The following is a 26,503-nucleotide window of genomic DNA, read 5'->3' on the forward strand; positions in this document are numbered from 1 at the left end:
CCCTTCTTCGGCCCACCGGAGGTCAGGGCAGCCGAGCCGGCCCGGCGGCCAGGCCTCCCGTCGCCTCCACCAGCGAGGCGGTGAACGGATGGCGCGGCGAGGCCAGCACCCGGTCCGCCGGCCCCTGTTCGACGAGTTCACCGGCGTCGAGCACGGCGATCCGCGCCGCCGTCGCTGCGGTGGCCAGGTCGTGGGTGATCAGGACGAGCGCCAGGTCGTCTCGGTCGTTCAGGAGCCCGGTGAGCGTGTCGAGGATGCCGCGCCGCGTGACGGCGTCGAGCCCGGAGGTGATCTCGTCGCAGATCAGCACCTTGGGGCGGGCGAGCAGCGCCCGGGCGAGAGCGGCGCGCTGGAGCTCACCGCCCGACAGCCGGTCGGGGCAGCGCCGTACGAGGTCGTCGCCGAGCCCCAGGGACGTGAGCGTGCTCAGCGCTTCGGCCCGGGCCTGCTCCCGGTCCGCGCCGCGCAGCCGTACGGCCGTGCGTGCCACCTGGTCGCGCACCGGGCGGTGTTCGTCGAACGCGGCCCGCGCGTCCTGGAAGACGTACTGCACCGCGGCCAGTTGCCCGCGGTCGCGGTCACGCAGGCTGCGGGGCAGCGGAGTCCCGTCGAGGTGGATCTCGCCATGGTGGTCCCGGTGGAGTCCCGCCAGGCAGCGGGCCAGGGTCGTCTTGCCGCTGCCGGATCGGCCGACGAGGGCCAGCATCTCACCGGCGTGCAGGGCGAGTTCGGGGACATGCACTGCCTTGCGTCCGCTGCCGCGGTGCCGGGCGGTGAGGTCACGTACGCGAAGCACCTCCTGTGCACCGCTGCTCGCAGCGGGTGCCGCGGCCGCCACCGTGCCGTCCGCCACCACACCGTCCGCCGCCAGGAGTTCGACGGTCCACGGATGCCGGGGTGCGCGCCACAGCTCCTGAGCCGGGCCGGATTCCACCACGCGGCCGCCGTGCAGGACGAGCACGTCGTCGGCGAGGGCCCGCACCACGTCCAGATCGTGGCTCAGCAGGACGACACCGATGCCTTGTCGGGCGATCGCCGCCAGCTGGTCGACGATGCGCCGCTTGGTCAGTGCGTCCTGCCCGGTGGTCGGCTCGTCCGCGACGACGACCCGTGCTCCGAGGAGCAACGCCTGGGCCAGGACGACCCGTTGCTGCTGCCCGCCGGAGAGCTGGTGCGGGTGGCGTCGCAGCAGGGCCTCGCCCTCCGGAAGCTGCGCGTCGGCGAGCGCCCGGATGGTCAACTCCCGGGCGGCTGCCCTGCGTTCGGGCCTGGGCAGGCTCCGCACCCGGCCGCGGGCGATGTCCCGCAGCAGGGCACCGACGCGGCGTGCGGGGTTGAGTGCGGCGCCGGGGTGCTGGGGGACGTAGCCGACGAGGCCGCCGGGGGCGCGCACCTCACCGGTCACCCGCGCGCCCTGCGGGTACTCCCCGAGGAGCGCCAGGCCGGTGGTCGACTTGCCGCTCCCGGACGCACCGACCAGCGCGGTGACTCTTCCGGGCAGCACACACAGGCTCACCCCGTCGACGATCGCCCGGCCCCCGTCCACCTCGACCCGCAGGTCCTTGATCTCCGCGACGGCGGTCACGCGTGCTTCCTCTTCTCCAGTACGGCGTCGAACAGCAGGTTGCCGCCCATGGTCAGGGCGACGATCAGCAGCGCGGGGACGACCACGGCCCAGGGCTGGAGGAACAGGCCCGTGCGGTTGCGGTCCACCATCACCGCCCAGTCGGAGGCGTCCGGTTCGACCCCGACGCCGAGGAACGCGGCGGTGGCCACGAGATAGAGCACGCCGGTGAACCGGATGCCCGCGTCGGCGGCGAGGGTGCGCGTCATCGACCTGCCGACATAGCCGACGGCCATGCGCCACCATGTCTCGCCCTGCATGCGCAGCGCCTCGACGGCGGGGCGGGCGGCCGCCTCCGCCGCGGCGGCGCGCACGATCCGCGCCGCGTCGGGGATGTTGACGAGGGCCACCAGGAGGGCGAGCCCCACCGTCCCCGGCGAGAGAACGGCGGCGACCAGCAGGATCAGCAGCAGCGACGGCACGGCCAGGAGCACGTCCAGGGGCCGCATCAGCAGCTCTTCGAGCCAGGTCCGGTGGGTGAGCGCGCTGATGAGACCGAGGGGCAGCGCCACCAGGTAGGCCAGCACTGTCGCGGCCAGCGCGACAAGGACCACGGACCGCCCGCCGAGCAGCACTTGGGCCCACACGTCCCGGCCGACGAAGTCGGTGCCGAGCCAGTGCCCGTCGCCGGACGTGAAGGAGGCCGCCCTCGGGCCGGGCGCGCCGACGAAGAGCGGGCCGAGCAGCGCGAGCGTGAGCGGTATGCCCAGGATCACCAGGCCGAGCAGGAGACGCCCCGCCCCGCCCCGTGCGAAGACCGTCATGCCGCGACCCCCGTCCGGGGCGCGAACCGGTGCGTGACCAGGTCGGCACCGAGGTTGAGGACGACCGCGGTGAGCCCGAAGAGCACCGCGAGACCCTGCACCACGGGGACGTCCCGTTCGGCGACGGCATTCATCAGGACCGTGCCAAGGCCGGGGATGACGTACAGCGCCTCGACGACGATCACCCCGCACAGCAACCAGTCGATGGTGCGGGCCAGTTGCTGCGCGGCCGGCGCGACGGCGTTGGGCAGCGCGTGCGCGTACCGGATGCGGGCGCCGGGAATCCGGCAGCGGCGGGCCTGGGCGACGTACGGCGAGGCCAGCGCGTCGATCATGCCGGCCCGCACCAGGCGGGTCAGGGAGCACACCGGTCGCGACAGCAGGACGAGGACGGGGAGCACGAGCGCCGCGGGGTGGGCGAGCAGATCCGTGCCGTAACCGACGGCGGTCGGCGGCAGCCAGCCAAGGCGCAGCGCGAACACGGTGACAAGCAGTACGCCGAAGGCGAATTCCGGTACCGCGTACACCCCGAGCGTCACCGAGCTGACGATCCGGTCCACGAACCGCCCCTCGTGCCGCGCACACAGCACACCGAGCCCGACGCCCAGCGGCACCAGGAGCACCACGGTCACCGCGGCGAGCAGCAGGGTCGGTTCGAGACCGTCCGAGATGTACGTGCTGACGGGCCGCCCCGAGGCCAGCGAGGTGCCGAAGTCGCCCCGCAGCAGGCCCGCCACCCAGTCCGCGAGGCGTTCGTACGCGGGACGGTCGAGCTGCAGCGATTCGCGGATCGCCGCGATCCGCTCCGGGTCGGGCTGATCGCCCGCGAGCGCCACGGCGGCATCGCCCGGCAGCGCCTCGGTGAGCGCGAAGACGAGCAGCACGACGGCCGCCGTCTGCGCGAGCCCGAGCATCAGCCGCCGGGCGACCCAGGTGCGCAGTCCGCTCACGCCAGCCAGACCTTGTCGAAGCGCGCCCAGTCCAGGGAGTTGGCGGGCGCCTTCTCCTCGACGCCCCGCACGGTGCGTGCGGTGCCGAGGATCCAGTCGGCGAAGCCCCAGATCAGGAAGCCGCCCTCGGCGTGCAGCCGGCGCTGCATGCGCGCGTAGACGGCGGCGCGGTCCTTCTTGTCCTTGGTGGACTGCGCCTGCTGGTACAGCGCGTCGAAGTCCCTGTGCTTCCAGTGGGTGGCGTTGGTGGTCGAGTCGATGAGCAGGCGCTGCGAGATGTGGGACTCGATGGGCATGGCACCGGAGCGGTAGGAGGCGAAGGTCCCGGAGTCGAGGATGTCGCTCCAGTAGCTGTCCTTGCTCCCGGTCTTGATCTTGACGGTCACTCCGGCCCGGGCTGCCTGGTCCCGGAAGATCGCCGCGGCCTCGGTGAATCCGGCGGCGACCGGTGAGGTGTCGAGGGTGACTTCGAGCTTCTGGGCCCCGGCCTCCTTGAGGAGCTTGCGCGCGCGGCCCAGGTCCTGTTCGCGCTGCGGGAGATCGCCCGCGTAGTACTCGTAACCCTTGCCGAACAGGTCGTTGCCGATCTCGCCCGCGCCGGACAGGGCACCGTCGACCAGTTCCTTGCGGTCGGCGATGAGGAAGAACGCCTCGCGGACCCGCCGGTCGTCGAACGGCGGCCGGTCGGTCTTCATCACGAAGCCCTGCATGGCGCTGTTGCGCAGCCGGACTATCTCGATCTGCCCCTTCTTCTCGTGGGCCCGCGCGGTGGCGGGGTTGAGCTCGTGGGCGTACTCGATCTGGCCGCCGAGGAGGGCGTTGACACGCGCCGATTCCTCGTTGGCGACGACGAACTCCAGCTCGTCCAGGTAGGGGGCGCCGTCCCAGTAGGCGTCGTTGCGCTTGACGACGGCGGACTTGCCCGGCGCGAAGGACACGAAGCGGAACGGACCGCTGCCGACCGGCTTCTTGTCGAAGTCGTCGGCGCCCTTGGGCACGATGTACGCGCCGAACGCGGCCAGGACGTTGGGGAATTCGGCGGTCGGGCGCTTGAGGACGAACTCGACGGTCCGCTCGTCCAGGGCTCGGCTGGCCTTGAGGTCGATGGGCTCCAGGGACGCCTTGGCCCGGAACTCCTCGGCGGGGTCGGCGATGCGCCGGTAGCTGTAGAGGACGTCGTCGGCGGTCACGGGACTGCCGTCGTGGAAGGCGGCCTTGCGCAGGGTCACCCTCCAGCGGTCGAGGCCCTTGTTCGGCCGCCAGGCCGAGGCGAGCCGGGGCCGGGCGGAGAGGTCGGCGCCGTAGTCGGCCAGCTTGTCGAAGAGGGCCTTGGCGCGTGCGGCGTCGGCGAAGAGATTGGCCCGGTGCGGGTCGAGGGTCTCGCTTGCGCCGCCGCCGGCGAACGCGGCGCGCAGCCGTCCGCCGCGCCGGGGCTTGCCTTCGCCCCCGGCGTCCGCACCGGCGGCGGGGGTGGCCGACCCGGCGCACCCGGTGAGGGCGAGCGCTCCGAGGCCGGCGGCCCCACCGGCGGCGAGCAGCCCTCTGCGGCGCAGGCCGGTCGGTCGGGGGTCGTTGACGGGGACGTCGTTCATGCGGCTGTCCTTGGTGTACGAGCGGTTGCGCAGGCGGGGACCCGTCATGCGGGACTGCGGAACGCGGCGGGACGGGGGAAGTGCGGGACTGCGGGGCTCAGGGAGCAGCAGGGCTGCGCGCTGGCTGCTGGCTACTGGCTACTGGCTGCTGACTGCTGGCTGCTGACTGCTGACTGCTGGCTGCTGACTGCTGGCTGCTGGCTGCTGGCTGCTGGCTGCTGCACGACCGTGCCTCGGCCGCCGCCCTCAGGCCACGCGCCGAGGCACGCCAAGACCGGGCCGGATCCCGCCAGTTCGCTGCCGCGCACTGCCTCGGGCCTGCCCGCCTTGACGCGGCGATACGTTATCGACAATCGTTTTCATTGTCACCTGACGGCCCATCCCCACCCCCGCACCCACCCCGGAGGAAGCACCGATGACCACCACCCCCGAGGACACTTCACACCCCCCGTACACCGTGCGCCCCGCCACGGCAGCCGACCTGGAGGGCGCACGCCGCCTGATGCTGGACACCTTCTACCGGGACTTCGGATACGGCTACACACCCGCATGGCACCGGGACGTCATCGACCTCGCGGACACCTATCTCCACAACCCGCGGCACCTCCTCCTGGTGGCGCTGCACGGCGACGAGGTGGTGGCCACGACCGGCGTGCGCTCAGTGGGCCCGGCCCATCCCCCGCACCCCCGCTGGCTCACCGAGCGCTACCCGTCGGGCACGACCGCACAGATCGTCCGTGTCTACGTCAGGACCGAGCACCGGCGCCACGGCCTGGCGCGAACCCTGGTGCGCACGGCATGCGACTTCGCCGCCGCGACGCCCGGCTACGACAGCATCTACCTCCACACGAACGTCCACGTGGAGGGCGCCGAAGCGTTCTGGCGCAGCATCGCCAAGGAGGTCTTCGACGCCCGGACGACCGGCGAGCACGGCCCCGGCGTCGGCACGGTGCACTTCGAGATCCCGATGCCCCACTGAGGCCCGAACCCTAATTCGTAATGGGATCCATTTTCATATAGCCTCGACCCCGCACCACCGAGAAAGGAACCCGAGAACCCATGGCCGTACCCAAGCGCAAGATGTCCCGCAGCAACACCCGCCACCGTCGCGCCCAGTGGAAGGCCAGCACCCCGCAGCTCGTGCCGGTCACCGTCGAGGGCTCCGCCTACCTCGTCCCCCAGCGCCTCGCCAAGGCCTACGAGCGCGGCCTGCTGCGCCCCGAGGGCTGACGGGATGGCCGAGCGACTGCCGGTCACCGTCCTGTCCGGCTTCCTCGGCGCGGGCAAGACGACCCTGCTCAACCATGTCCTCGGCAACCGCGAAGGCCTGCGCGTCGCGGTGATCGTCAATGACATGAGCGAGATCAACATCGACGCCGCCCTCGTGCGGGGCGGCGAGGCCGCTCTCTCGCGCACCGAGGAACGCCTGGTGGAGATGACCAACGGGTGCATCTGCTGCACCCTGCGCGACGACCTCCTGGAGGAGGTCGACCGTCTTGCGAGGGCCGGGCGGTTCGACTATCTCCTCATCGAGTCCAGCGGCATCTCCGAACCGATGCCGGTGGCCGCGACCTTCGAGTTCCCGCGCGACGACGGCGCCACCCTCGGCGATCTCGCGCGGCTCGACACGATGGTGACGGTCGTCGACGCCGCCAACTTCCTGCCGGAGCTGACGGGCGGCGACGGCCTGGCCGAGCGAGGTCTTGATCAGTACGAGGCGGACGAGCGCACGGTCAGTGATCTCCTCATGGACCAGATCGAGTTCGCGGACGTCATCGTCCTCAACAAGCTCGACCTGGTCGACGAGCGGGACGCCGAGCGGCTCACCGCCACCCTCGCGCGCCTCAATCCGCTCGCCCGCCTCGTGCCCGCGACCCAGGGCCGGGTGGATCTCCAACAGGTCCTCGGCACCGGCCTGTTCGACCTGGAGCGGGCCCAGCAGGCTCCGGGGTGGGTGCGGGAGCTGAACGGGGACCATGTGCCGGAGACCGAGGAGTACGGCATTTCCAGCACCGTCTTCCGTGCCGAACTCCCCTTCCACCCCGTGCGGTTGTGGAACTTCGTCACGCAGGGCCTGGACAGCGGCAGCTTCGGGGACGTGCTGCGTTCCAAGGGCTTCTTCTGGCTCGCCAGCCGTCCGAACGTGACCGGATTGTGGTCACAGGCCGGGTCCGTCGCCCGCTTCGAGCCGTCCGCCGCGCGCGACGCGGAGGACTTCCAGGGGCAGGAACTGGTGTTCATCGGGACCGGGTTGCGGCCCGATGCGCTGCGTGCGGCGCTGGCCGGCTGTCTCATGGCCGAGGGCGAGAGCCTCTCGCCGCTCGACCTCGACCCCTTCCCCGCCTGGGACACGTACGGCATCGACGACGCCTGCGAGCACGAGGCGCTCGCCGGCTCACACCAGTAGCCGGAGCAGCTGCGCGCAGGCCTCCGCCTCGTCCGCGTGCCGGGCGAGCGGGTGGTGCGTGCCGCGTTCGTACGTCCCGGTCTCCCACGCCCCGCCGTCCTCGGTCCGCCGCAGGTAGACGAAGTCGGGGGGCGTGGGGGCCGGTTCGTGGACGCCCTCGATCCAGTAGTAGCCGTCGGCGACACCGGCCTCGCGCAGGGCGGCGGGCAGTCCACGGATGTCCATCGGCGTGCTAGCTGTTCGCGGGCTCGAGGTAACCGTGCTCGAGGAGCCACTTCACGTTCAGGCGCTGACCCTCGCCCGGGTCGAGGAACACCGCGTCGAGCTTGATCTGCTGGCCGTGGCCGGGCTGCTCGAACCAGGGGGCGATGCTGCCCTGCCAGACGTAGAACGGCTTGCTCACCTCGTAGACGCGGTAGTCGCAGGCGACCGCGGCGTCACGGGTGTTGAGGTTCTGCGGGGGCAGCGCGCGCTTGGCGTACGGGTCGCCCGCCGGGGCCAGGAACGAGCCGTACTCCGAGCCGAACCGGTCGAGCAGCTCGCCCTCCTCCAGCTCCTCGGGGTGCTTGTCGACCTGGCCGTTGACCGTCTCGAAGCCGTCGTTCGGCGGGTACTTCCAGCTGCCGGAGTCCGCGGGTCCTTCCCAGTACTTCTTGAGGAACGACGACGGAGTCAGGTCACCCGTCCGCTTCCAGCCCTTGAGCAGCGGGCCGACCGGCTTCTGCCACTTCTTGGGCAGCCACTTCGGGCCGAGCCGCGCGTCCTTCTGGAACTCTCCGGTGCAGGGCTCGTGCGGCTTCGACGCCGCCACGGCCTTCGGCTCCGCGACCGCCGTCGCGGCGGGCGCCGCCGCCATGGCAGTCGCGACACCCAACGCGGCAAGAACGGTACGGATCCGGATCACAGAACTGCGGTCCACTCGGCAACTCCTCGCGTGTCCACGGGAAACGGGAACAGATCGGGAACAGGTACGGGACGAGAAACGACAACAACTCGCACACCGTATCCGAGCAGTGGCTCTCAGTGGCCGCCTTCCATGGTGGCGAGCCGAAACCAGCCATCCGCATCGTGGTGTGGCCTTCCCGCGTAGCCTTGAGGGGCCCCGTTCGGGGGCAGGTGGCGGCGGAGGGGCCAGCACGGGATGCGGCTTGGACATGTCCGGGAGCCTGCCGGCGAATTGCCGCTCGAGGTCACCGGATTCATCGGGCGTGAGCGTGAACTGCGGGAGGTCGGCGCACTGCTGGGCAAGGACCGCCTCGTGACGCTCACCGGACCCGGTGGCGTCGGCAAGACCCGGCTCGCGCTGCGGGCCGCCCGCGCCGCGCTCCCCATCCTGACGAAGCTGGGGCTCACCTCGCGGACGCAGATCACCGGCCTTGAATGAACCCCGCCGCCCCGACCCGCGCCTCACGCCGGGACGTCATCGCCGTCGGGAACCTCCAGTTCGGCGGGCAGGGCGTCCAGGACGGTGAAGCTGCGGTCGAGGCGGGTGATGCCCATGACCCGCCAGACGCGTGGTGGGCAGCGGACGAGCCTCAGGGCGCGACCCGTGGCGGCGGTTCGGTTTCTGATGCGCACGAGGAGCCGCAGGCCCCCGGCGTCCAGAAAGGTGACCTGGCGCAGGTCCACCACCACATCGGAGTCCGCTCGGTCGAGGAACTCCCTTAAGCACGGCTCCAGTTCCTGTTCCGCCCAGGCGTCCAGCTCGCCGTGGAGTGTCAGCACGGTCAGACCCTCCACCACATGGTGACGCAGCCCAAAACTCGGGTCGGATATGCCCATGGGCTACCCCCAAATTCCCTTCCCCGCATACGAAGAGTGACGAACTCGTACGTGGTACGGCCTGCCCGACGGCACCGGGCGCCGCCGGGGTCCGGGGCGGCGCCGAGTATGGCATCTACATCTTGCCCGTTCAGATGCCTTTCATGCCTCGCGATAGCGCCACCGGTCGCAACTCGGGGCAACTTGGCGGCAATTCCACGTCAGTTACTCTCCGTAGTTTCCGCTCCGGATGTGGAGGCGAGGGCTCATGCCCGCGGCATCTTTCCGAGCCCGTCGCGGGTGCGGCGCGCCATGAGGACGTAGACCGCGGATGCCACCAACATGCCTGCGGGCAGGGCGAGATCGACGCCTCCCAGAGCATCGGCGACCGGGCCGGTGTACGCGGTGTCCACACACAGGGCGGCCGCGGTGACACCGGCGGCGAGCGCCGCCGCACCCGCCCGGTTGACGCCCGCGGTGAACCAGAAAGGGCTGCCGGGAGTCTCGTCGGTGAGCGCGATGCCGTCGTAGCGGTTGCGGCGCAGCACGATGTCCGTGGCGTAGACGGCCATGCTCGGGCCGAGCAGGACGACGGTCAGCTGGAGGACGTTGCTGACGGTGTCGAGGAAGCTGGAGGCGAGCAGTCCGTACAGGGTGAGCGAGACGATGCTGCCCCGCCTTCCCCACCCGTACTTCAAGGAGCGTCTGTGCGCACCCGTCTCGTCCTGCTCTCCGCCCGGCTGCTCGACCCGGTCACGGGCCGGTTCCTGCCGGACACCGCCATGGCCGTGTCCGGAGGGCGGATCACGGCGCTGGGCGACGACCGTCGGATCCGCGCGCTCGCGGACGCGTCGACGGAGGTGATCGACCTCAAGGGCGCCGTGGTGACCCCCGGCCTGGTCGACGGCCACCTGCACCCCGTCTCGGGAGCGGAGCTGACCCATGGTCTCGACCTGTCGGCCTGCACGGACCTGGACGAGGTGCGCGCGGCGCTCGCCGGCGAGGTCCGTTCGCTGGCGCCCGGCGCGTGGCTGCACGGCTGGGGTCTTGACCCGAACGCCTTCGGGGACCGGCCCGTCGAGACCGCCGCCCTCTCCCCTGTGCTCGACGGCGTACCGGCGCTGCTCCAGATGTTCGACGCCCACTCGATGCTGGCAAGACCGCGCGCGCTCGAACTCGCCGGTGTCGACGGACCGCGCACCTTCGCGCAAGCCGCCGAGGTCGTCTGCGACGACACGGGCCGGCCCACCGGGCTGCTCCTTGAGGACGCCGCCTGCGAACTGGTCGAGCGCGCCGCCCCGCGGCCCACGCACGCCGAGCGGCGCGCCCGGCTCGCCACCGCCCTGCGCGGCATGGCCGCGGCGGGTCTCACCGGCGGCCACGCCATGGACGCCAACGGCGAAAGCCTCGCGCTGTACGCCGAGTCGGACGCGGCCGGAGAGCTGCCGCTGCGGCTGCGTGTCGCGCCCTGGTGCCGGCCGGGCGCCGACGCCGGTGCGCTGCGCGCGCTCATCGCGCAGCAGGGCGCAGGCGGCGCGCTGTGGCGGACCGAGGGCGTCAAGCTCTTCATGGACGGCACCATCGACAACGGCACCGCCTGGCTCGAACGCCCCGACTGCCACGGCGAGTCCACCCACGCCTTCTGGCCCGATCCCGCCGCCTACACCCACGTCATCGGCGAACTCCACCGGGCGGGGGTGCCCACCGCCACGCACGCCATCGGTGACGCGGCCGTGCGGCATGCCCTCGACGCCGTGGAGAAGGCGCGGGCCGCCGGGGAGCGTGCGGTGCGGCACCGGATCGAGCACATCGAGACGGTGCCCGACGACGCCCTGGCCCGGTTCGTCGAACTCGGCGTCATCGCGTCCATGCAGCCCACGCACTGCTGCGACTTCACCCGGGCCGACCACACCGACAACTGGTCGCGCCGTCTCGGCGAGGAGCGGGCGTCGCGCGCCTGGCGCTGCCGCGATCTGTGGGACTCCGGCGCCACGGTCGTCCTCGGCTCCGACTGGCCCATCGCCCCCCTCCCCGCCGCTGGGTGTCATGGCGGGCGCCCGCCACCGCCGCCCGAGCCGTGACCTCGGCCGGCCGCCGCACGGCCCCGAGCAGGCCCTGTCGGCGCTGGAGTCACTGGAGGCCATGACGGTGAACGCCGCTCACACGGCGGGCGATGAGCACGAGGCCGGGCAGCTCGCGGTGGGCCACCGCGCCGACCTGACCGTCCTCGCCGACAACCCGCTCACCACCGACGCCACCCATCTGCCGGATCTGCCGGTCCTGCTCACGGTGCTCGACGGCCGCGCCACGCACCGCGACGCGAGCCTCTGAGCCGCCCCGCCCGTTGCGCAGAACGCAACTCAAGTTGCACCTCTTGTCCATGGACCCTCCGGGCAGCACTGTGTCTGTCACACGCGTCACCACCGTCACATGAGGAGCGGGCATGGAGGCAGGCATGAGCAGTGGGTCCGACGGGCGGTCCGAGGCGCACGGCTGGGGCCGGCGCGGGTTCATCGGAGCCGTCGCCGCCACGGCCGCGGCCACCGCCCTCTCCTCGTCGCAGACCGCCGCCGCCCTGCCGCCCCGACGTCCGCAGCGCCGGACGCGGCCGCTCTTTCTCGGTACGTACACCACCAAGCCCGGCGGCGGCACGGGCCTCGGTCTCGCGACGTACGACGACGCCACGGGACGTATCACCGCCACCGGGACACTGACCGGCGTACCGGATCCCTCCTACCTCTGCCTGCACCCGTCGGGCAGCACCCTGTACGCCGTCAACGAGCAGGAGCAGGGCGGCGTGACCGCGGTCGCGCTCTCGCCCGCGGGCCCCGAAGTCCTGGGCTCGCGCGGCACCGGTGGCGCCGGGCCCTGCCATCTGTCCGTGCATCCGGGCGGCCGCTGGCTGCTCAGCGCCAACTACCTCTCCGGGAGCGTTGCCGTCCATCCCGTCCAACCCTCGGGCGCCCTTGGCGAGTTGACCGATGTCGTCACGCACTCCAGTCCCCCGCCGGGTCCGGGGCAGGAGGGGCCGCACGCCCATCAGATCGTGACGAGCCCGGACGGCGGGCATGTGCTCGCCGTCGATCTCGGCACCGACGCCGTGTACAGCTACCGCCTCGACACGAAGGCGGGCCAGCTGACGCAGGTCTCGTACGCCGCGCTCCGTCCCGGCGCGGGGCCGCGGCACCTCACCTTCCACCCCTCGGGGCAGTTCGCCTACGTCGCCAACGAGGTGGACAACACCGTGGCCGTCTGCGCGTACGACCCCACCAGTGGGCGGCTGACTCCGGGTGAGCCGCAGTCCACGGGCACGGGCGAAGGCACCAGCTATCCGGCGCAGTTGCTCGTCACCCGCGACGGCGCCTTCGCCTTCCTCGCCAACCGCGGGCACAACAGCCTGACCCGGTACGCGATCGAGGCGGGCGGCGCCCGGCTGCGGCTGCTCGACACGGTGCCCGTCGGCGGCGACTTCCCCCGGCACATCGCCTTCTCGCCGTCGCAGCGACTGCTGTTCGCGGCGAACCAGAAGTCGGGTGCGGTGAGCGTCTTCCATGTCGGCGCGAAGGGTCAACTGCGCCTGGCAGGCGAGCCGTTCGCGGTCCCCATGGCCGTGTGCGCGCTGCCGCTCTAGGGCGCGTACAGCTGGGAGGCGGAGGGTGTGCGCGCCCGCTGCCGGTCGGGCGTGGTGTAGGCGAAGTTCAGCACGGTACGGCGGACGCCGGGCCTGCTCAGTGCGGTGACGCGGTGGGCGGTGGTGTCGGCCCGCAGGAGGTAGCCGTCGCCGCGCCGGTGGTGGGCGTGGGCGGCGGTGGCGCGCAGGGCGTCGAGGGCGCTGGTGCGCGCGGTGTAGTGCAGGAGGCCGCCGTCGGCCGGGTCGGCAGGGGCCTCGATGAACAGCACGAGAGCCAGGGGGTAGTCGTCGGTGTGGGCGCCATGGGTGTCGCCGGGCCGGTGCAGGATGTTCAGGACGTGCCGCTCAAGGGGGTCGGCGACCTCGACCGCGGGCAGGGCGGCGACCCGGCCGAGCCAGGTCAGGAGCTCCTGGTCGCGGTACAGGCCCGGGATCAGGGTGGATTCCTCGTCGATGGCGTGACCGCCGAGGGTGGTCATGTGGCGGGGCGAATCGTCCATCGACGCCATGGTGAAGTCCCTGCGCACGGCGAGCTTTTCGAGCCGCTGCACCTCGCGTGTCAGATCCTCCAGAAGACGGGGCGGGACGAGCGAGGGCAGTCGCAGATAGCCGTCGACGGCGAAGCGGTCGCTCAGCGGCGGGGTGTACTCGGGTAAGGACAGCACCGTGCGGACCTACCCTGGCCCTGAGCAAGACAATCGCACCGCGCCTTCGGCATGACACGGCGGAGACGGCCTCAGTTTCTTCTGCTCATCCAGCAGTTGAGCCCCGCGGCCTGACAGGGCTGAGCCCGCTTCGGCCGCGCCGCACACCTACGAGGGAAAGGCTGCACCCGTCCATGACTTCGTTCCGCCCCGCCCCCGCCTGGCTCTCCGACGCCGTCTTCTACCAGATCTATCCGCAGTCCTTCGCCGACTCCGACGGCGACGGGATCGGTGACTTCAACGGAATCACCGAGCACCTCGACCACCTGGCCTGGCTCGGGATCGACGCCGTCTGGCTCAATCCCTGCTTCGCCTCGCCGTTCCGCGACGCCGGGTACGACGTGGCGGACTACCTCTCCGTCGCGCCCCGCTACGGCACCGACGACGACCTGACCAAGCTCGTGGACGAGGCGGGGCGGCGCGGCATCCGGGTCCTGCTCGACCTGGTCGCCGGGCACACCTCCGACCGGCATCCGTGGTTCACCGCGTCCGCCGACGACCCGGACGACCACCGCTACATCTGGGCGCCCGAGGGCTGCCCGGAGGGTTTCGTACGGTCGCCGGGGTCCCGCCCCGGCGCGTATCTGCCGAACTTCTTCGACTCCCAGCCCGCCCTCAACTTCGGCTACGCCCGCCTCGATCCGGCCGAGCCGTGGCGGCAGCGGGTGGACGCCGACGGTCCGCGCGCCAACCGCGCCGCGCTGCTCGACGTCATGCACCACTGGCTGCGGCTCGGCCTCGCCGGCTTCCGGGTCGACATGGCGCACTCGCTGGTCAAGGACGACCCGGGCCTCAGCGCCACGGCAGCGGTCTGGACCGAGCTGCGCGGCTGGCTGGACACCGCCCATCCGGGGGCGGCGCTCCTGTCGGAGTGGGGCGACCCGGCGGTGTCCGTCCCCGCCGGGTTCCACGCCGACTTCTTCCTCCAGTTCGGCGGCCCCACCAACGGCAGGCCGCTGCGCTCCCTGTGGAACAACCGCGCGGGCACCGACTCCGAGGCCTGGGATCCGGTCGCCCCGTTCTTCGACCCGAGCGGCCAGGGCTCCCCCGATACGTTCGTCGAGGCGTGGCGTGCGGCCCGCGCGGCCATCGGCGACTCCGGGCACATCGCACTGCCCACCTCCAACCACGACTTCTCGCGCCTCAACTGCGGTCCGCGCACCGCCGAGCAGCTCCCCGCTGCGTTCGCCTTCCAGCTCACCTGGCCCACGCTCCCGGCCATCTACTACGGCGACGAGATCGGCATGCGCTACATCCCCGGCCTGCCCGACACCGAGGGCAGCGTGCTCGGCCCGCACTACAACCGGGCGGGATCGCGCACCCCCATGCAGTGGGACGACGGCCCCGCCGCGGGCTTCTCCACCGCCCCGGCCGAGCGCCTCTACCTCCCCGTAGATCCCGATCCGCAGCGGCCCACCGTCGCCGCCCAGCGCGCCGACGGCACCTCGCTGCTGCATCTCGTACGCCGCCTGATCGCGCTGCGCAAGGCCGCCCCCGAGCTGGGCCCGGACGGCTCGGTGGAGGTACTGCACAGCGGCTATCCGTTCGTGTACCTCCGGGGCGGGCGCTTCCTCGTCGTGGTCAATCCGCGCAGCGCGCCCGCGGCGTTCACCACCGGGCTCGTGGCCGGTGCGGCGCCGCGCGCCCTGGAGGCGGCGGGTGTGGAGGCGGAGGGCGGCGCCGTCACGGCGCGGGGATTCGGGTACGGCGTCTTCGATCTGGGCCCGACAGCCACCCTCTCTTAAGTCCCATCGGGACAGATGTCCCATTGGGACGCGACGGCGTCGGCAGGGGCGGCCAGCGCCATCGTCAACGTCGCCTCGATCCACGGCTCGGCCCGGGCTTCATCGAGACCCCGCTCCTGCAGAACATGGACGAGGAGGCGTACGACGCGCTGGTCTCCCTGCACCCGGCGGGCCACCTCGGTCACGCCGAGGAGGTCGCCGAGCTGATCGCCTTCCTGCTCTCGGAGCGCGCCTCCGCCCGCTGATCCGGCCCCCTGCCTGTGTCTACGTCTACGGCTACGGCTTGGTGAAGTCGACGTCCTGGGCCCTCGCGACGATCTCGACCTCGTCGCCGAGGGCCCATTCGGCGACCCGCGACACCATCGCCGCCGGGACCGCGTCGCTGATTCCCTGCGCGGCGGGGATGTCGTACGTCGCGTGCGCGTCGTGCGGCATGACGACGCGGAAGTCGAGTTCGAGGGCGGTGCGCGCGGTCGCGAGGACGCACATCTCGGACTGCACCCCGCAGACGGCGAGGTCGCGCACGCCCGCATCCGCGAGCAGCTCTCCGAGCCCGGTCTCCTCGAAGCCGTCGTCGATCGTCTTGCGCAGCACGGTCTCGCCCCGGTCCGTGTCCACGGGGATGTGGATCTGCCAGCCGGGAGTTCCGGGTTCGTCGACGGACCCCGGCTCGCCGTCGTTCTGAAGCTGGATCACGAGGGCGCCGGCGGCGCGGGCCCGCGTGATGAGGTCGATCGTACGGTCGAGGACGCGGGCCGCTTCCGGTACGGCGCCGTCGCCGGAGACGAAGGCGGACTGCATGTCGACGACCAGCAGGGCCTGAACGGGCTTCGTGGCCCTGTCCATGGACTGCTCCATGGACTGCTCCATGGACTGCTCCATGGACTGCGTCTTGTGTATGGGCTGCTCTAAGGGCTGCGTCTTGTTCTCAGTCACGGTCCACCATCTTGCCTTCCGCCATCACCAGTCGTACGTCCCCCAGGGCCTCCACGTCCTTGAGCGGGTCTCCGCGCACCGCGATCAGGTCGGCCCGGTAGCCGGTCGTCAGGCGTCCGACGTGGTCGGCGATGCCCAGGGCGTCGGCGGCCTCCGTGGTGGCCATGTCGATGACGCGGTCCGGTTCGATGCCCAGGTGCTGGTAGAAGCCGAGGCTCTGGGCCAGGCCGTCGCAGCCCGCGCGCTGGACTCCCGCGTCCGTCCCCGCGATCAGGCGGGCGCCGTGTTCCGCCATGGTCCGCACCTGGTCGAACATCGCCTTGGCCCGTTCGGCGCCGAAGAACATGGGCAGCATCCGCCAGTTGGGGCTGACGGTGGGGCAGATCCGGATGCCCTTGGCGACGATGGCGTCCAGGACGTCCTCGCGCAGGTCGAGGCCCTTGCGGGTCATCCAGGTGCAGTGCTCGATGGTGTCGACGCCGGCCATCACGGCGGCCACGATCCCGGCGGTCCCATGTCCGTGCGCGGCGACAGGCAGCCCGGCCCGGTGCGCCTCGCGGACGACGGCGCGGATCTCGGGGGCGCCGAACTGGGCCTGCCAGGTGGCGGGGCCGCCGTGGGTGAGGCCGCCGCCGGTGGCCATCACCTTGATGACGTCGGCGCCCAGTTCGGCGTTGCGGCGCACCAGGGCACGGATCTCGTCCTCGCCGTCGACCTCTCCGCCGAGGAACCAGCAGTGGCCGCCCTTGGTGGTCAGCGGTGTGGTGGCGGCGACGATCCGGGGTCCGGGCACGGCGCCGCCGGCGATCGCCTCGCGCAGCCGCAGGGTGAGGCGCCCCCGGTCGCCCAGGTCGCGCACGGTGGTCACGCCGCTGTGCAGGAACTGGCGCGCCCGCTCCTCCATGGCGGCCATCAGCGTGCGGTCGTCGTGGGCGTCCAGGACGGCCACGGGGTCCTTGCTCGCGTCGAAGACCAGGTGGACATGGGCGTCGATGAGGCCGGGCAGCACCGTGGCGTCGGGCAGCGCACAGCGCCGCGCCCCGGCGCGCACCAGCGGCTCGACAGCGGCGCGGGGCCCCGCGGCGACGATGGCCGCGCCGTCCGTCAGTACGGCGCCGTCCTTGACGCTCTGGCCACGCGGCCCGGTCAGAACCCGCCCTGCCGTGATCAACGTCTGGCTCATCTCGACCTTTCCCACAAGGAGTTGGCGGAGCCGGCGGTGCTTGCCGGGTTCCATCGTCCGTCATGGGAGGGCGGAAGGGGATGTTCTGGCGGCCGTCCCGATGTGGACGCCGCTTGCGCGCGCTGTCCCGCGGGGGCGCATAGCCTGGGGCGGAGCGCCCCGCTCAGGACGGAGGTTCAGGGTCTGATGAGCACGGAAGTCATGGTCCTCCTCATGGCCGCCGGGGCCCTCGCGGCCGCCACGCTTGCAGTCGCGGTCGCCCTGCTCGTGCGCCTGGTCAGGGCGCGCCGCAGGCTGCGCAGGGCGGGGTTGCCGGTGGAACGTCGGTGGGTGTTCTGGGGTGCGGTCGCCTATCTCGTACTGCCCGCGGATCTGCTGCCCGATCCGGTGTTCCTCGACGACATCGGAGTGCTCGCGCTCGCGCTGCGCTCGATGCGGAAGGAACTGACGGCGGGCTCAGGACTCGGGAGTCGCGGGGCGCAGTAGCGGGCGGCGCACATGCCGGGCCCTGGTCAGCAGGATGTGCATGCGCTCGGTCACCTGGGAGACGTCCTCGACGGGCTCGTCGAACGACAGCCGCACATCGGCCTGGCTGCGCGCCCGCTCCAGGCGCAGGGTGAGGCCGTACTGGTCGATGGCGAGCGGGCGTACGCGCACCACTCCGTTCAGGCTGTCGGCGTGGACGAGCCGGGTCAGCTGCTCGACGGCGTCCTCGTGCGCGTCGGCGAGGTGGGTCAGCAGCCGCGCCTCGGCCTCGGCCAGCGGGTCGGGGGCCGTCACGGCGAGCTCGTCGAGGTCGATGCCGATCCGCTCGCCCGTGGCGTCGTGCAGCACGGCGCAGGTCGGCGCGACGACGAAACGCTCGCCGTCGGGCACGAGCGACCCCGAGAGCCACAGCCGGGCCCGGATCCGGTCCCTGACCGGCACCGGGGAGACATCGGCGAGTTCCAGCAGGGTGGACGGCTCGCCGCGCGGCGCGCAGATCATCGCGGTGGACAGTGCGCTGTCCCGCGGCGGGACCAGCAGAACCGTCCCGTCCGCGCCGACGCTGTGCGCGCCGACGAGTTCGTCCCTGCCGATCTCCGTGGTCACCGCGCAGGACCACGCGGTGGTGAGCAGGGAACGCGCGCGTGCCGCTGCTGTGGGCAGGGTCGTGCTGATGTGACGGACACCCATTCGTCAACCTCCATTAGGTAAGCCTTGCCTAACTTATCGGAGATCAAGAGTGGGTGCTACCAGGCGGGGCCGACTTCTGCCTCAGCGGATGGCCGCCGGGCACGGTCGAGTGCGGGCAGCGGCTCGGGGCGAACGCGATCTCCGAGGTCCTACGCCTGTTCCACGGGCTGCCGCCGGTGCAGGCTGTGGGGGCGACCACCACGATCCCCCGACCTCGATCTCCCTTACCGCACAGGAGAGTTCACCCCATGCGTCTCATGCGCATCGGCGAGCCCGGCCGCGAACGGCCCGTTCTCGTCTCATCCGACGGCCGGCACCACGACCTCTCGGCCGTCACCCGCGACATCGACGGTGCCTTTCTCGCCGCCCTGTCGGACGACCCGTCGCTCGTGCCCGACGCCTCCGACCTGCCCGAGACGGACATCACCGGGCAGCGCGTCGGTGCCCCCATAGCCCGCCCGTCCGCCGTGCTCTGCATCGGGCAGAACTACGCCGCCCACGCCGCCGAATCGGGCTCCGAGCCGCCGGAGGAGCCGATCCTGTTCTACAAGGCGCCGAACACCGTCATCGGTCCGTACGACGACGTCCTCATCCCGCGCGGCTCGAAGAAGACCGACTGGGAGGTGGAACTCGCCGTCGTCATCGGGCGGCGGACCTCCTATCTGGACTCGCCCGCCGACGCGCTCGCCCATGTCGCGGGCTACGCCGTCAGCAACGACGTCTCCGAGCGCGCCTTCCAGCTGGAGCAGTCGGGCGGCCAGTGGTCCAAGGGCAAGAGCTGCGCCACGTTCAACCCGCTGGGGCCCGTCCTGGTGACCGCGGATGAGGTGGACGACCCGCAGGGCCTGCGCCTGCGGTCCTACGTGAACGGGGACGTCCGGCAGGACTCCGTGTCCGCCGACATGATCTTCGGGGTCGCCCAGCTCGTGCACCATCTGTCGCGGTATCTCGTCCTCGAACCGGGCGACGTCATCAACACCGGTACGCCACAAGGTGTCGCCCTGTCCGGGCGCTTCCCGTACCTGGCCCCCGGCGACGTGATGGAGATGGAGATCTCCGGTCTCGGGACACAGCGCAGCCGCTGCACACCCGCCTGACGCCCACCATGACGGGCGGGCCCCGTGGAGCACGGAGCCCGCCGCCCTGCCCGCTCAGTGACCGCGGGCGATCCACTCCTCCAGGTGCGGCGCCTCGGCGCCGATCGTCGTGCTGTCGCCGTGGCCGGTGCGCACCACGGTCTGCGGCGGCAAGGTCAACAGCCGGTCCCTGATCGAGTCGACGATCGTCGGGAAGTCGCTGAACGAACGGCCCGTCGCCCCAGGACCGCCCGCGAACAGCGTGTCGCCGGTGAAGACGGTGGCAAGGTCCGGCGCGTACAGGCTGACCGCGCCCAGGCAGTGGCCCGGCGTGTGCAGCACCGTCAACTCCGTTCCTGCCACGGACAGTTCCTGTCCGTCGGCCAGCTCGCCGTCGGGGGCGCGGTCGGGGTGGGTCTGCTTCCACAGCTCCGCGTCGGCAGGGTGCAGCAGGATCGGCGCGCCGGTGCGGGCGGCGAGCGCGGGGGCCGCGTCGATGTGATCGTCGTGGGCGTGCGTGCACACGATCGCGACGACCCTGCGGTCCCCGACGGCGGCCGCGATGGCGTCCGCGTCGTGCGCGGCGTCGATGACGACGACCTCGCTGTCGTCACCCACGATCCATACGTTGTTGTCGACGTCCCAGGTGCCGCCGTCGAGGGAGAAGGTCCCGGACGTGACGAGGTGGTCGATGCGGGCGGCCGCCATCAGAAGACCACCACCGAACGCAGGACGTCCCCGTGATGCATCCGCTCGAAGGCCTTCTCCACGTCCTCCAGGGCGATCGTCTCGGAGACGAACGCGTCCAGGTCGAGCCGCCCCTGCCGGTAGAGGTCGATGAGCATCGGGAAGTCGCGTGAGGGCAGACAGTCCCCGTACCACGACGACTTGAGCGCGCCGCCGCGGCCGAAGACGTCGAGCAGCGGCAGCTCGATGCGCATCTCCGGCGTCGGCACACCGACCAGGACGACGGTGCCCGCCAAGTCACGGGCGTAGAAGGCCTGTTCGTACGTCTCCGGGCGGCCGACCGCCTCGATGACGACGTCGGCGCCGTTGCCCCCGGTCAGCTCGCGGATCGCCTCGATCGGGGCCGCCGTGCGGGAGTTGACGGTGTGCGTGGCGCCCAGGCCCTTGGCGGTCTGGAGCTTCCTGTCGTCGATGTCCACCGCGATGATCTTCGCGGCGCCGGCGAGCCGCGCGCCCACGACCGCCGCGTTGCCGACACCGCCGCAGCCGATGACGGCGACCGAGTCGCCCCGGCCGACCTCGCCGGTGTTGATGGCGGCGCCGAGCCCGGCCATGACGCCGCAGCCGAGGAGTCCGGCCGCGGCGGGCGATGCGGCCGGGTCGACCTTGGTGCACTGACCGGCGGCGACGAGGGTCTTCTCGGCGAAGGCGCCGATGCCGAGCGCGGGCGAGAGCTCGGTGCCGTCCGTGAGGGTCATCTTCTGCTTGGCGTTGTGCGTGTCGAAGCAGTACTGCGGGCGTCCGCGCAGACAGGCGCGGCACTGACCGCACACCGCACGCCAGTTGAGGATCACGAAGTCGCCCGGCGCGACCTCGGTGACGCCGTCGCCGACCGACTCGACGACGCCCGCGGCCTCGTGGCCGAGGAGGAAGGGGAAGTCGTCGTTGATGCCGCCCTCGCGGTAGAGCAGATCGGTATGACAGACGCCGCACGCCTGCACCTTCACCACGGCTTCTCCCGGGCCCGGGTCCGGCACGACGATCGTCTCGATCCTTACCGGCTCGCCCTTCGCGCGGGCGATCACGCCCTGTACCTGCTGCGCCATGAGGTCAGCCCTTCTTTCTTCGGCATCACATGTTCCTCGGGCATCCTCACATCCTGGGCACCCCCTCCACGACCCGCTCGCGCGGGTTGCGACGGCCGATTCCGTTCTCTTGGGCGCGCCGCCGCCTAGGGTGGGCGGGTGCGTGATCTCGCTGCTCAGGCCCTGCTTCCGGTCAATGCGACGCTCGGTGCGGCGCTGCTCGTGCTGCTCCTTGTCGCGGCCGCGACGGCCGCCGTGTTCCGGCTGTCCCCCGACGGCTCGTACGGCAGGGCGCGCGAGATCGTGGTGGCCGGGGTGCGGGCGGCCGCGCAGCTGGGCGTGGTGTCCCTGGCGATCGGCTGGGTGATCCACCACCTGGCGGCGCTCTTCGCCTTCCTGCTCCTGATGTTCGCCGTCGCCACCCGGACCGCGGGGCGGCGCATCACCGAGAACGGCAGCTGGTGGTGGGCGGCGCTGCCGGTCGCGGGTCCGGTCGTCCCGGTGGTGACCGGCCTGACGCTGGCCGGGCTGCTGCCGGTGCGGGGCATCGCCATGATCCCGGTGACCGGCATCCTCATCGGCGGCGCGCTGACGGCGACGGTGCTCGCCGGCCGCCGGGCCCTGGACGAACTCCGGGCCCGCAACGGCGAGTTCGAGGCGGGCCTGGCCCTCGGCCTGCTCGCCCGTGACGCCCGCATGGAGGTGATCCGCCCCGCCGCTTCGGACGCCCTGCTGCCCGGACTCGACCAGACCCGCACGGTGGGCCTGGTCACGCTGCCGGGAGCGTTCGTCGGCATGCTCCTGGGCGGCGCGTCTCCCGTCCTCGCGGGCGCGGTGCAGCTGTTCGTGCTGATCGCCCTGATGGCGGTCCAGGCGATCGCGGTCGCGGTGACGGTCGAGCTGGTCGCCTGCGGCCGGCTGAACCGCACGGAGGCGGCGTGAGCGGCGCCGGGCCCTGAGCGTAGGCTCCCAAACATGTCTGTCTACGAGAATGCCGAGATCGCCGCCCTCCAGGGTGGCCCCGCGAACCTGGACCAGCACCTGGGCAAGGCGGTCCTGATCGTCAACGTCGCCTCCAAGTGCGGTCTGACCCCGCAGTACGCGGGCCTGGAGCGACTGCACGCGCAGTACGCCGCCCGCGGCTTCACCGTCCTTGGCGTCCCCTGCAACCAGTTCATGGGCCAGGAGCCCGGCACCTCGGAGGAGATCGCCGAGTTCTGCTCGGCGACGTACGGCGTGACCTTCCCGCTGACCGAGAAGGTCGACGTCAACGGCGATGCCCGCCACCCGCTGTACGGCAACCTCGTCGGCACCGCCGACTCCGAGGGACACAGCGGAGACATCCGCTGGAACTTCGAGAAGTTCGTGATCGACGCGCGCGGATCGGTCGTCGCGCGCTTCTCCCCGCAGACCGAGCCGGACGCTCCCGAGGTCATCGCCGCGATCGAGGCGAACCTGCCGCAGTAGTCGGCGAACGCGAGCCGTCTGCCCTGCTGTGCGGCAAGGCAGACGGCTCGCGTCGACGGTCCAGAGATCAGAGTCGGTGCAGGCAACATGGTGCTCTAGCCGCTGAGCTACGCCGACCCGAAGTCGACGACGGGATTCGAACCCGCGACCGTCCCATTTACAGTGGAAGTAGCCCGCTCCTGCGCACCTGGACATCTCCACCGTAGCGATCACCGCACGCGGGGGCATCGGGTTTTCCGCGGGCCCGTTCAGCGCACGGCAGCCGTCTCCGACACCCGGGCGAGGGCAGCCGCCTCCACGCTGTCCTCGTCGGCGCTGAACACATGCACCACCAGACCCGTCTCGCCGGGTGCGGCCGGTACGTGCAGGGTCTCGAAGTTCAGCGTGAGCAACCCGGCGGCCGGGTGCCGCAGGCGTTTGCGGCCCGCCGCGCACATCACGACCTCGCCGCTGTCCCAGATCCGCCGGAACTCGCCGCTGGCCGCGGCCAGTTCGGCGATGAGCGCGGCCAGTTCCGTGTCCTGCGGGTAGCGCCCCGCGGCGACGCGCAGCTGGCCCACCGCCTCCGCCGCACGGTCCTCCCAGTCAGGGTGTACGAGACGGGACGCGGGGTCGAGGAAGAGAAACCTGGCGTTGTTCCGGTCGCGGCGGGCCGGGTCGGCGAGGCCGCCGATCAGTTCGGCGCCCAGGGGGTTCCAGGCCACCACGTCGAGGCGGTGGTCGGTCGCGAAGGCGGGGAAGTCGCCCAGGGCGTCCAGGATCCGTCGCAGCAGGGGGCTGACCCGGGCCGTGGGCGCGGGCTCCCGACGGGCGGCGGCCAGTGTGGTGAGGTGCGCGCGCTCCGCCGTGCCGAGGCCGAGCGCCCCGGCGAGCGCGTCGAGCACCTCGGCGGACGGCTGGGTGGCCCGGCCCTGTTCGAGGCGTACGTAATAGTCCACGCTGATCCCGGCCAACTGGGCCAGTTCCTCACGGCGAAGCCCGCGCACCCGGCGGCGGCGACCGCCGGTGAGCCCCACGCGCTCCGGCGTCACGCGCCCCCGCCGGGCCCGCAGAAACCCGCCGAGGTCCCGCCCCGTGCCGCCGGTCCCGCCACCGGTGCCGCCCATCTCGTCCTCGCCGTCCACACCGCTCACGCCGTTCATGGGCCAAGTATGCGTGGCCCTGGCAGTACCAGGATCGGCGTTCCGACGTCGGACAGGGTGCTGGCTGACCGGGGCGCGCCCGGAGATCGTGGCTCCATGAACACCACCACGCCGCCCCGCCCGAAGAAGATCCTCGTCGTCAGCGCCCACCCCGAACCCCGTTCGCTCAACGCCTCCTTGGCCGCCTTCGCGGTCGACGAACTGCGCGCGGCGGGGCACGAGGTGCGGGTCTCCGACCTGTACGCCATGAAGTGGAAGGCGACGGTGGACGCCGACGACTTCTCCGGTCACGCCGGGGATCAGCGACTGCATGTGATGGCCGCCTCCGAGCGGGACACGTTCGCCGACCGTCTCTCGTCCGACATCGCGGCGGAGCAGGAGAAGGTGCGCTGGTCGGACGCGGTGATCCTGCAGTTCCCGATGTGGTGGTTCTCGGTGCCCGCGATCCTGAAGGGCTGGATCGACCGGGTGTTCACCAGCGGGTTCGGCTACGGCCCTGCGGTCCCGCCGCCCTACAGCGAGGGCGTCCTTGCAGGGCGGCGTGCGCTGGTGTCGGTGACGCTCGGCGCCCGTGAGTCGTCGTTCTCCGACCGGGGAATCCATGGCCGGCTCACGGACGTCCTGTACCCGCTGCAGCACGGTCTTTCCTGGTTCACCGGCATGGCGCCGCTGGAACCGTTCGCGGTGTACGACGCGAACGAGCTGCCCGATGAGCGGTTCGCCGCGGCGAAGCGGGAGTTCGGGCGCCGGCTCGACGGCCTCTTCACCGACGAGCCGGTCCCCTTCCGTTCGCTCGTCGGCGGCGACTACGACCACGACATGCGCCTCCTTCCGGGCGTGGAGACGCCGGGGACGAGCGGCCTCGACCTCCATGTCCGCCCGCGCGGCTGATCAAGTCACCGCCGTGTGCCGCTACTTGAAGGCGGCTGCGTTGCGCGCCGCCCACTCGGCGAAGGGCCGGGGCGGGCGGCCGAGGACCCGCTCGGCGTCGGGGCTCACCCGCTGTTCGTCGGGCGTGGGTGAGCCCAGGATGGCGAGGGTGGCCTCCACCACCTGCTCGGGCATGAAGGCCAGCATCTGTGTCCGTGCCTCCTCCTCGCTCTGCTCGACAAACCCCACCGGCTCGCCGATCGCGTCCCCGATCGCCGCGGCCTGCTGCCTCGGCGAGACCGGGTCCGGCCCCGTCAGCACGTACGTGGCGCCGTCGTGCCCGGCGTCCCGCAGTGTGAGAGCGGCGACCGCCGCGATGTCGTCCGGGTCGATCACCGGCAGGGCGACATCGCCGAACGGCGCGGCGACCGTCCGGGTCGCGCGGACCGCGTCGCCCCAGAGGAACGCGTTGGAGGCGAAGCCGCCGGGCCGCAGCACCGTCCACTCCAGGCCCGACTGCTTGACGGCCTCCTCGTACGCCGGTGGATGGCGCAGCGTTCCGACGCCTTGGGAGGAGAGCAGGACGACCCGCCGGACGCCGCCTGCCCGCGCGGCGTCGAGGGCGCCGTGCACATCGCCGCCGGCCAGCGTGAAGTCTCCGGACGTCAGCAGGAACAGGGCGTCCGCGCCGTCGAGTGCGGGCTTGAGCCGCTCCGGATCGGCCACGTCCGCCCGCAGCTGCCGCACTCCCGCCGGGACGTCCGTCTCCGACACCGCACGCGAGACGGCCGTGACCTGTTCTCCCGCCGCGACGAGTGCCTTGACAAGTGGCCGCCCGACATTGCCCGTTGCTCCGGTCACCACGATCATGTTCGCTCCCCATGAGTTGTTCTCTGTGGACTTGAAGGAAGCTATCGGCGCCGGGGCATTAGGTACCTAGGGGAAAGTAATGGGGAATCGGCCTGATGGTGACCGGGATCACAGGCCGCGGAGGGTATCCGGCGGCACTATCCGTACGTCCTCTTCCAGCGCGCCCGGTGCCGGCCGTCGCCCTGCCCCGCGGCGCTGACGTCGAGGATCGAATCCAGCGGGGTTCCGCTGTTCCACAGGCCCAGATGGTCGCGGTGCACGGTGGCGATGGAGTGCGTCGCCGCGAACGTCGCGGAGGGGCGGCTGAAGCGTGTGGTCGTCACGAAGATCGCCACATCGGCCCCGAAGTGCACGCGGGAGCCCAGGAGATCGCGCAGTTCACGGCTGGCGATGGTGCCGCTCGGGGCGTACCGCTTGCACTGGACGACCATGCTCCGGCCGTCCGGAAGCCGCCCGATCACATCGGCGCCCTGGTCACCGGCGCCACCCACGCGGCGCACCTCGGTGCATCCGTCCCTGCGGCACAGCCCGGCGACATGCTCCTCGAAGGCGGTGCCGGTCATCGCGTCCACATCCCCGAGGGTCCGGTGCCCCGCCCGTACCTCCTCGTGTTCGCGCCACTCGCGATCCCGCCCGCGCGCCATGCGGTCCGTGCGCCACAGCCACCACGCCACGGCTCCGAGGCCGCCGACGAGCAACACCGCGGCCGCGTAGGGCCAGACGACCGACCAGAAAACCACCACCAGGAGCAGCAGGGCGACCACCAGGGCGCCCGCCTCGCGCCGATTGCTCTCCGCCGTGCGCCGTCCCCGTCGAGCGGCCATCGGTGCCCC

General features: G+C 71.8%; 27 protein-coding genes, 1 tRNA gene and 3 pseudogenes. 13 read left to right on the plus strand and 18 right to left on the minus strand.

Going from position 1 to position 26,503, the window contains the following annotated elements; all coding sequences use genetic code 11:
* Positions 1–22 precede the first annotated feature (22 nt).
* The 4 genes from AB0G47_RS33140 to AB0G47_RS33155 are packed head-to-tail and all read right to left on the minus strand — an operon-like array spanning position 23 to position 4,930.
* Positions 23–1,585, minus strand: coding sequence for an ATP-binding cassette domain-containing protein (locus AB0G47_RS33140; RefSeq protein ID WP_360777540.1), 1,563 nt, complete (start codon positions 1,583–1,585; stop codon positions 23–25).
* Positions 1,582–2,388: an ABC transporter permease subunit gene (locus AB0G47_RS33145; RefSeq protein ID WP_360777542.1), complete on the minus strand. Its 807-nt coding sequence runs from the start codon at positions 2,386–2,388 to the stop codon at positions 1,582–1,584. The genes AB0G47_RS33140 and AB0G47_RS33145 overlap by 4 nt, the downstream gene beginning before the upstream one ends.
* Complete coding sequence (locus AB0G47_RS33150; RefSeq protein WP_360777544.1) at positions 2,385–3,338, minus strand: ABC transporter permease; 954 nt, start codon at positions 3,336–3,338, stop codon at positions 2,385–2,387. The genes AB0G47_RS33145 and AB0G47_RS33150 overlap by 4 nt, the downstream gene beginning before the upstream one ends.
* Positions 3,335–4,930, minus strand: coding sequence for an ABC transporter substrate-binding protein (locus tag AB0G47_RS33155; protein ID WP_360777778.1), 1,596 nt, complete (start codon positions 4,928–4,930; stop codon positions 3,335–3,337). The genes AB0G47_RS33150 and AB0G47_RS33155 overlap by 4 nt, the downstream gene beginning before the upstream one ends.
* Positions 4,931–5,345: 415 nt before the next feature.
* Here AB0G47_RS33155 and AB0G47_RS33160 point away from each other — a divergent pair, with 415 nt between their 5' ends.
* The 3 genes from AB0G47_RS33160 (at position 5,346) to AB0G47_RS33170 (ending at position 7,337) form a co-directional block, all read left to right on the plus strand.
* A complete protein-coding gene (locus tag AB0G47_RS33160) occupies positions 5,346–5,909 on the plus strand; it encodes a GNAT family N-acetyltransferase (protein ID WP_360777546.1) in 564 nt (187 codons plus the stop codon).
* A gap of 80 nt (positions 5,910–5,989) precedes the next feature.
* Entirely contained in the window at positions 5,990–6,160 is a 171-nt protein-coding gene (rpmF, locus tag AB0G47_RS33165; RefSeq protein ID WP_360777548.1) for a 50S ribosomal protein L32, read from the plus strand.
* Positions 6,161–6,164: 4 nt separating this feature from the next.
* Positions 6,165–7,337, plus strand: a complete 1,173-nt coding sequence (locus tag AB0G47_RS33170; RefSeq protein WP_360777550.1) for a GTP-binding protein — start codon at positions 6,165–6,167, stop codon at positions 7,335–7,337.
* Here the strand turns inward: AB0G47_RS33170 and AB0G47_RS33175 are convergent.
* Together AB0G47_RS33175 and AB0G47_RS33180 are read right to left on the minus strand one after the other, a co-directional pair.
* A complete protein-coding gene (locus AB0G47_RS33175) occupies positions 7,326–7,562 on the minus strand; it encodes a hypothetical protein (protein WP_360777552.1) in 237 nt (78 codons plus the stop codon). The genes AB0G47_RS33170 and AB0G47_RS33175 overlap by 12 nt on opposite strands.
* 7 nt (positions 7,563–7,569) lie before the next feature.
* A complete protein-coding gene (locus tag AB0G47_RS33180) occupies positions 7,570–8,241 on the minus strand; it encodes a TNT domain-containing protein (protein ID WP_360777780.1) in 672 nt (223 codons plus the stop codon).
* 237 nt (positions 8,242–8,478) lie between these two features.
* Here AB0G47_RS33180 and AB0G47_RS33185 point away from each other — a divergent pair.
* Positions 8,479–8,661 (plus strand): annotated as a pseudogene (locus tag AB0G47_RS33185) (hypothetical protein); the annotation flags it as partial.
* Between the two features lie 83 nt (positions 8,662–8,744).
* Here the strand turns inward: AB0G47_RS33185 and AB0G47_RS33190 are convergent.
* Positions 8,745–9,119, minus strand: coding sequence for an STAS domain-containing protein (locus AB0G47_RS33190; RefSeq protein ID WP_360777554.1), 375 nt, complete (start codon positions 9,117–9,119; stop codon positions 8,745–8,747).
* A 245-nt stretch (positions 9,120–9,364) separates the two neighbouring features.
* Positions 9,365–9,796, minus strand: a complete 432-nt coding sequence (locus AB0G47_RS33195) for a hypothetical protein (protein ID WP_360777556.1) — start codon at positions 9,794–9,796, stop codon at positions 9,365–9,367.
* 9 nt (positions 9,797–9,805) lie between these two features.
* On the opposite strand from AB0G47_RS33195, the pseudogene AB0G47_RS33200 reads away from it, so the two are divergent.
* A pseudogene (locus AB0G47_RS33200) lies at positions 9,806–11,429 on the plus strand (amidohydrolase).
* A 124-nt stretch (positions 11,430–11,553) separates the two neighbouring features.
* A complete protein-coding gene (locus AB0G47_RS33205) occupies positions 11,554–12,729 on the plus strand; it encodes a lactonase family protein (RefSeq protein WP_360777558.1) in 1,176 nt (391 codons plus the stop codon).
* Here the strand turns inward: AB0G47_RS33205 and AB0G47_RS33210 are convergent.
* A complete protein-coding gene (locus AB0G47_RS33210) occupies positions 12,726–13,394 on the minus strand; it encodes a hypothetical protein (protein WP_360777559.1) in 669 nt (222 codons plus the stop codon). The genes AB0G47_RS33205 and AB0G47_RS33210 overlap by 4 nt on opposite strands.
* A gap of 173 nt (positions 13,395–13,567) precedes the next feature.
* On the opposite strand from AB0G47_RS33210, the gene AB0G47_RS33215 reads away from it, so the two are divergent.
* Positions 13,568–15,178, plus strand: coding sequence for an alpha-amylase family glycosyl hydrolase (locus AB0G47_RS33215; RefSeq protein WP_360777561.1), 1,611 nt, complete (start codon positions 13,568–13,570; stop codon positions 15,176–15,178).
* A gap of 86 nt (positions 15,179–15,264) precedes the next feature.
* Positions 15,265–15,423: pseudogene (locus AB0G47_RS33220) on the plus strand (SDR family oxidoreductase); the annotation flags it as partial.
* A gap of 31 nt (positions 15,424–15,454) precedes the next feature.
* Here the strand turns inward: AB0G47_RS33220 and AB0G47_RS33225 are convergent.
* Both AB0G47_RS33225 and AB0G47_RS33230 read right to left on the minus strand, forming a co-directional pair.
* Entirely contained in the window at positions 15,455–16,024 is a 570-nt protein-coding gene (locus AB0G47_RS33225) for an isochorismatase family protein (protein ID WP_360777782.1), read from the minus strand.
* 82 nt (positions 16,025–16,106) lie between these two features.
* Positions 16,107–17,297: an amidohydrolase family protein gene (locus AB0G47_RS33230; RefSeq protein ID WP_360777563.1), complete on the minus strand. Its 1,191-nt coding sequence runs from the start codon at positions 17,295–17,297 to the stop codon at positions 16,107–16,109.
* A gap of 186 nt (positions 17,298–17,483) precedes the next feature.
* Between AB0G47_RS33230 and AB0G47_RS33235 the strand changes: the two genes are divergently transcribed.
* Complete coding sequence (locus AB0G47_RS33235) at positions 17,484–17,783, plus strand: DUF1232 domain-containing protein (protein WP_360777564.1); 300 nt, start codon at positions 17,484–17,486, stop codon at positions 17,781–17,783.
* Here the strand turns inward: AB0G47_RS33235 and AB0G47_RS33240 are convergent.
* Positions 17,754–18,473, minus strand: coding sequence for a DUF2470 domain-containing protein (locus AB0G47_RS33240; protein ID WP_360777566.1), 720 nt, complete (start codon positions 18,471–18,473; stop codon positions 17,754–17,756). The genes AB0G47_RS33235 and AB0G47_RS33240 overlap by 30 nt on opposite strands.
* Before the next feature lie 248 nt (positions 18,474–18,721).
* Between AB0G47_RS33240 and AB0G47_RS33245 the strand changes: the two genes are divergently transcribed.
* The gene (locus AB0G47_RS33245; RefSeq protein WP_360777568.1) at positions 18,722–19,570 is read left to right on the plus strand and encodes a fumarylacetoacetate hydrolase family protein; all 849 of its coding nucleotides are present in this window, start codon (positions 18,722–18,724) and stop codon (positions 19,568–19,570) included.
* A 54-nt stretch (positions 19,571–19,624) separates the two neighbouring features.
* Here the strand turns inward: AB0G47_RS33245 and AB0G47_RS33250 are convergent, their stop codons facing one another.
* Both AB0G47_RS33250 and AB0G47_RS33255 read right to left on the minus strand, forming a co-directional pair.
* Positions 19,625–20,257, minus strand: coding sequence for an MBL fold metallo-hydrolase (locus tag AB0G47_RS33250; RefSeq protein WP_360777570.1), 633 nt, complete (start codon positions 20,255–20,257; stop codon positions 19,625–19,627).
* Positions 20,257–21,342: an S-(hydroxymethyl)mycothiol dehydrogenase gene (locus AB0G47_RS33255; protein ID WP_360777572.1), complete on the minus strand. Its 1,086-nt coding sequence runs from the start codon at positions 21,340–21,342 to the stop codon at positions 20,257–20,259. The genes AB0G47_RS33250 and AB0G47_RS33255 overlap by 1 nt, the downstream gene beginning before the upstream one ends.
* Positions 21,343–21,480: 138 nt before the next feature.
* Here AB0G47_RS33255 and AB0G47_RS33260 point away from each other — a divergent pair, with 138 nt between their 5' ends.
* Positions 21,481–22,263: an ABC transporter permease gene (locus tag AB0G47_RS33260; protein WP_360777574.1), complete on the plus strand. Its 783-nt coding sequence runs from the start codon at positions 21,481–21,483 to the stop codon at positions 22,261–22,263.
* Between the two features lie 33 nt (positions 22,264–22,296).
* The gene (locus tag AB0G47_RS33265) at positions 22,297–22,788 is read left to right on the plus strand and encodes a glutathione peroxidase (RefSeq protein ID WP_360777576.1); all 492 of its coding nucleotides are present in this window, start codon (positions 22,297–22,299) and stop codon (positions 22,786–22,788) included.
* Between the two features lie 121 nt (positions 22,789–22,909).
* Here the strand turns inward: AB0G47_RS33265 and AB0G47_RS33270 are convergent.
* Positions 22,910–22,981, minus strand: a tRNA-Ser gene (locus AB0G47_RS33270).
* Between the two features lie 55 nt (positions 22,982–23,036).
* Positions 23,037–23,930: a helix-turn-helix transcriptional regulator gene (locus AB0G47_RS33275; RefSeq protein WP_360777578.1), complete on the minus strand. Its 894-nt coding sequence runs from the start codon at positions 23,928–23,930 to the stop codon at positions 23,037–23,039.
* Positions 23,931–24,026: 96 nt separating this feature from the next.
* On the opposite strand from AB0G47_RS33275, the gene AB0G47_RS33280 reads away from it, so the two are divergent.
* Positions 24,027–24,821, plus strand: coding sequence for an NAD(P)H-dependent oxidoreductase (locus AB0G47_RS33280; protein ID WP_360777580.1), 795 nt, complete (start codon positions 24,027–24,029; stop codon positions 24,819–24,821).
* Positions 24,822–24,842: 21 nt separating this feature from the next.
* Here the strand turns inward: AB0G47_RS33280 and AB0G47_RS33285 are convergent, their stop codons facing one another.
* A complete protein-coding gene (locus AB0G47_RS33285) occupies positions 24,843–25,670 on the minus strand; it encodes an NAD(P)H-binding protein (protein WP_360777582.1) in 828 nt (275 codons plus the stop codon).
* A 137-nt stretch (positions 25,671–25,807) separates the two neighbouring features.
* Positions 25,808–26,494: a restriction endonuclease gene (locus tag AB0G47_RS33290; RefSeq protein WP_360777583.1), complete on the minus strand. Its 687-nt coding sequence runs from the start codon at positions 26,492–26,494 to the stop codon at positions 25,808–25,810.
* Positions 26,495–26,503 lie beyond the last annotated feature (9 nt).

It is taken from the genome of Streptomyces sp. NPDC021622 (assembly GCF_040640795.1).
Classification (GTDB): Bacteria; Actinomycetota; Actinomycetes; order Streptomycetales; family Streptomycetaceae; genus Streptomyces.

Bases quoted from the DNA above. Each gene is read 5' to 3' on its own strand.
- AB0G47_RS33145 (WP_360777542.1), bottom strand. From the start codon at position 2,388: ATGACGGTCTTCGCACGGGGCGGGGCGGGGCGTCTCCTGCTCGGCCTG.
- AB0G47_RS33155 (WP_360777778.1), bottom strand. From the start codon at position 4,930: ATGAACGACGTCCCCGTCAACGACCCCCGACCGACCGGCCTGCGCCGC.
- AB0G47_RS33160 (WP_360777546.1), top strand. From the start codon at position 5,346: ATGACCACCACCCCCGAGGACACTTCACACCCCCCGTACACCGTGCGC.
- rpmF (WP_360777548.1), top strand. From the start codon at position 5,990: ATGGCCGTACCCAAGCGCAAGATGTCCCGCAGCAACACCCGCCACCGT.
- AB0G47_RS33170 (WP_360777550.1), top strand. From the start codon at position 6,165: ATGGCCGAGCGACTGCCGGTCACCGTCCTGTCCGGCTTCCTCGGCGCG.
- AB0G47_RS33175 (WP_360777552.1), bottom strand. From the start codon at position 7,562: ATGGACATCCGTGGACTGCCCGCCGCCCTGCGCGAGGCCGGTGTCGCC.
- AB0G47_RS33190 (WP_360777554.1), bottom strand. From the start codon at position 9,119: ATGGGCATATCCGACCCGAGTTTTGGGCTGCGTCACCATGTGGTGGAG.
- AB0G47_RS33205 (WP_360777558.1), top strand. From the start codon at position 11,554: ATGAGCAGTGGGTCCGACGGGCGGTCCGAGGCGCACGGCTGGGGCCGG.
- AB0G47_RS33215 (WP_360777561.1), top strand. From the start codon at position 13,568: ATGACTTCGTTCCGCCCCGCCCCCGCCTGGCTCTCCGACGCCGTCTTC.
- AB0G47_RS33225 (WP_360777782.1), bottom strand. From the start codon at position 16,024: ATGGACAGGGCCACGAAGCCCGTTCAGGCCCTGCTGGTCGTCGACATG.
- AB0G47_RS33230 (WP_360777563.1), bottom strand. From the start codon at position 17,297: ATGAGCCAGACGTTGATCACGGCAGGGCGGGTTCTGACCGGGCCGCGT.
- AB0G47_RS33235 (WP_360777564.1), top strand. From the start codon at position 17,484: ATGAGCACGGAAGTCATGGTCCTCCTCATGGCCGCCGGGGCCCTCGCG.
- AB0G47_RS33240 (WP_360777566.1), bottom strand. From the start codon at position 18,473: ATGGGTGTCCGTCACATCAGCACGACCCTGCCCACAGCAGCGGCACGC.
- AB0G47_RS33245 (WP_360777568.1), top strand. From the start codon at position 18,722: ATGCGTCTCATGCGCATCGGCGAGCCCGGCCGCGAACGGCCCGTTCTC.
- AB0G47_RS33250 (WP_360777570.1), bottom strand. From the start codon at position 20,257: ATGGCGGCCGCCCGCATCGACCACCTCGTCACGTCCGGGACCTTCTCC.
- AB0G47_RS33255 (WP_360777572.1), bottom strand. From the start codon at position 21,342: ATGGCGCAGCAGGTACAGGGCGTGATCGCCCGCGCGAAGGGCGAGCCG.
- AB0G47_RS33265 (WP_360777576.1), top strand. From the start codon at position 22,297: ATGTCTGTCTACGAGAATGCCGAGATCGCCGCCCTCCAGGGTGGCCCC.
- AB0G47_RS33275 (WP_360777578.1), bottom strand. From the start codon at position 23,930: ATGAACGGCGTGAGCGGTGTGGACGGCGAGGACGAGATGGGCGGCACC.
- AB0G47_RS33280 (WP_360777580.1), top strand. From the start codon at position 24,027: ATGAACACCACCACGCCGCCCCGCCCGAAGAAGATCCTCGTCGTCAGC.
- AB0G47_RS33285 (WP_360777582.1), bottom strand. From the start codon at position 25,670: ATGATCGTGGTGACCGGAGCAACGGGCAATGTCGGGCGGCCACTTGTC.
- AB0G47_RS33290 (WP_360777583.1), bottom strand. From the start codon at position 26,494: ATGGCCGCTCGACGGGGACGGCGCACGGCGGAGAGCAATCGGCGCGAG.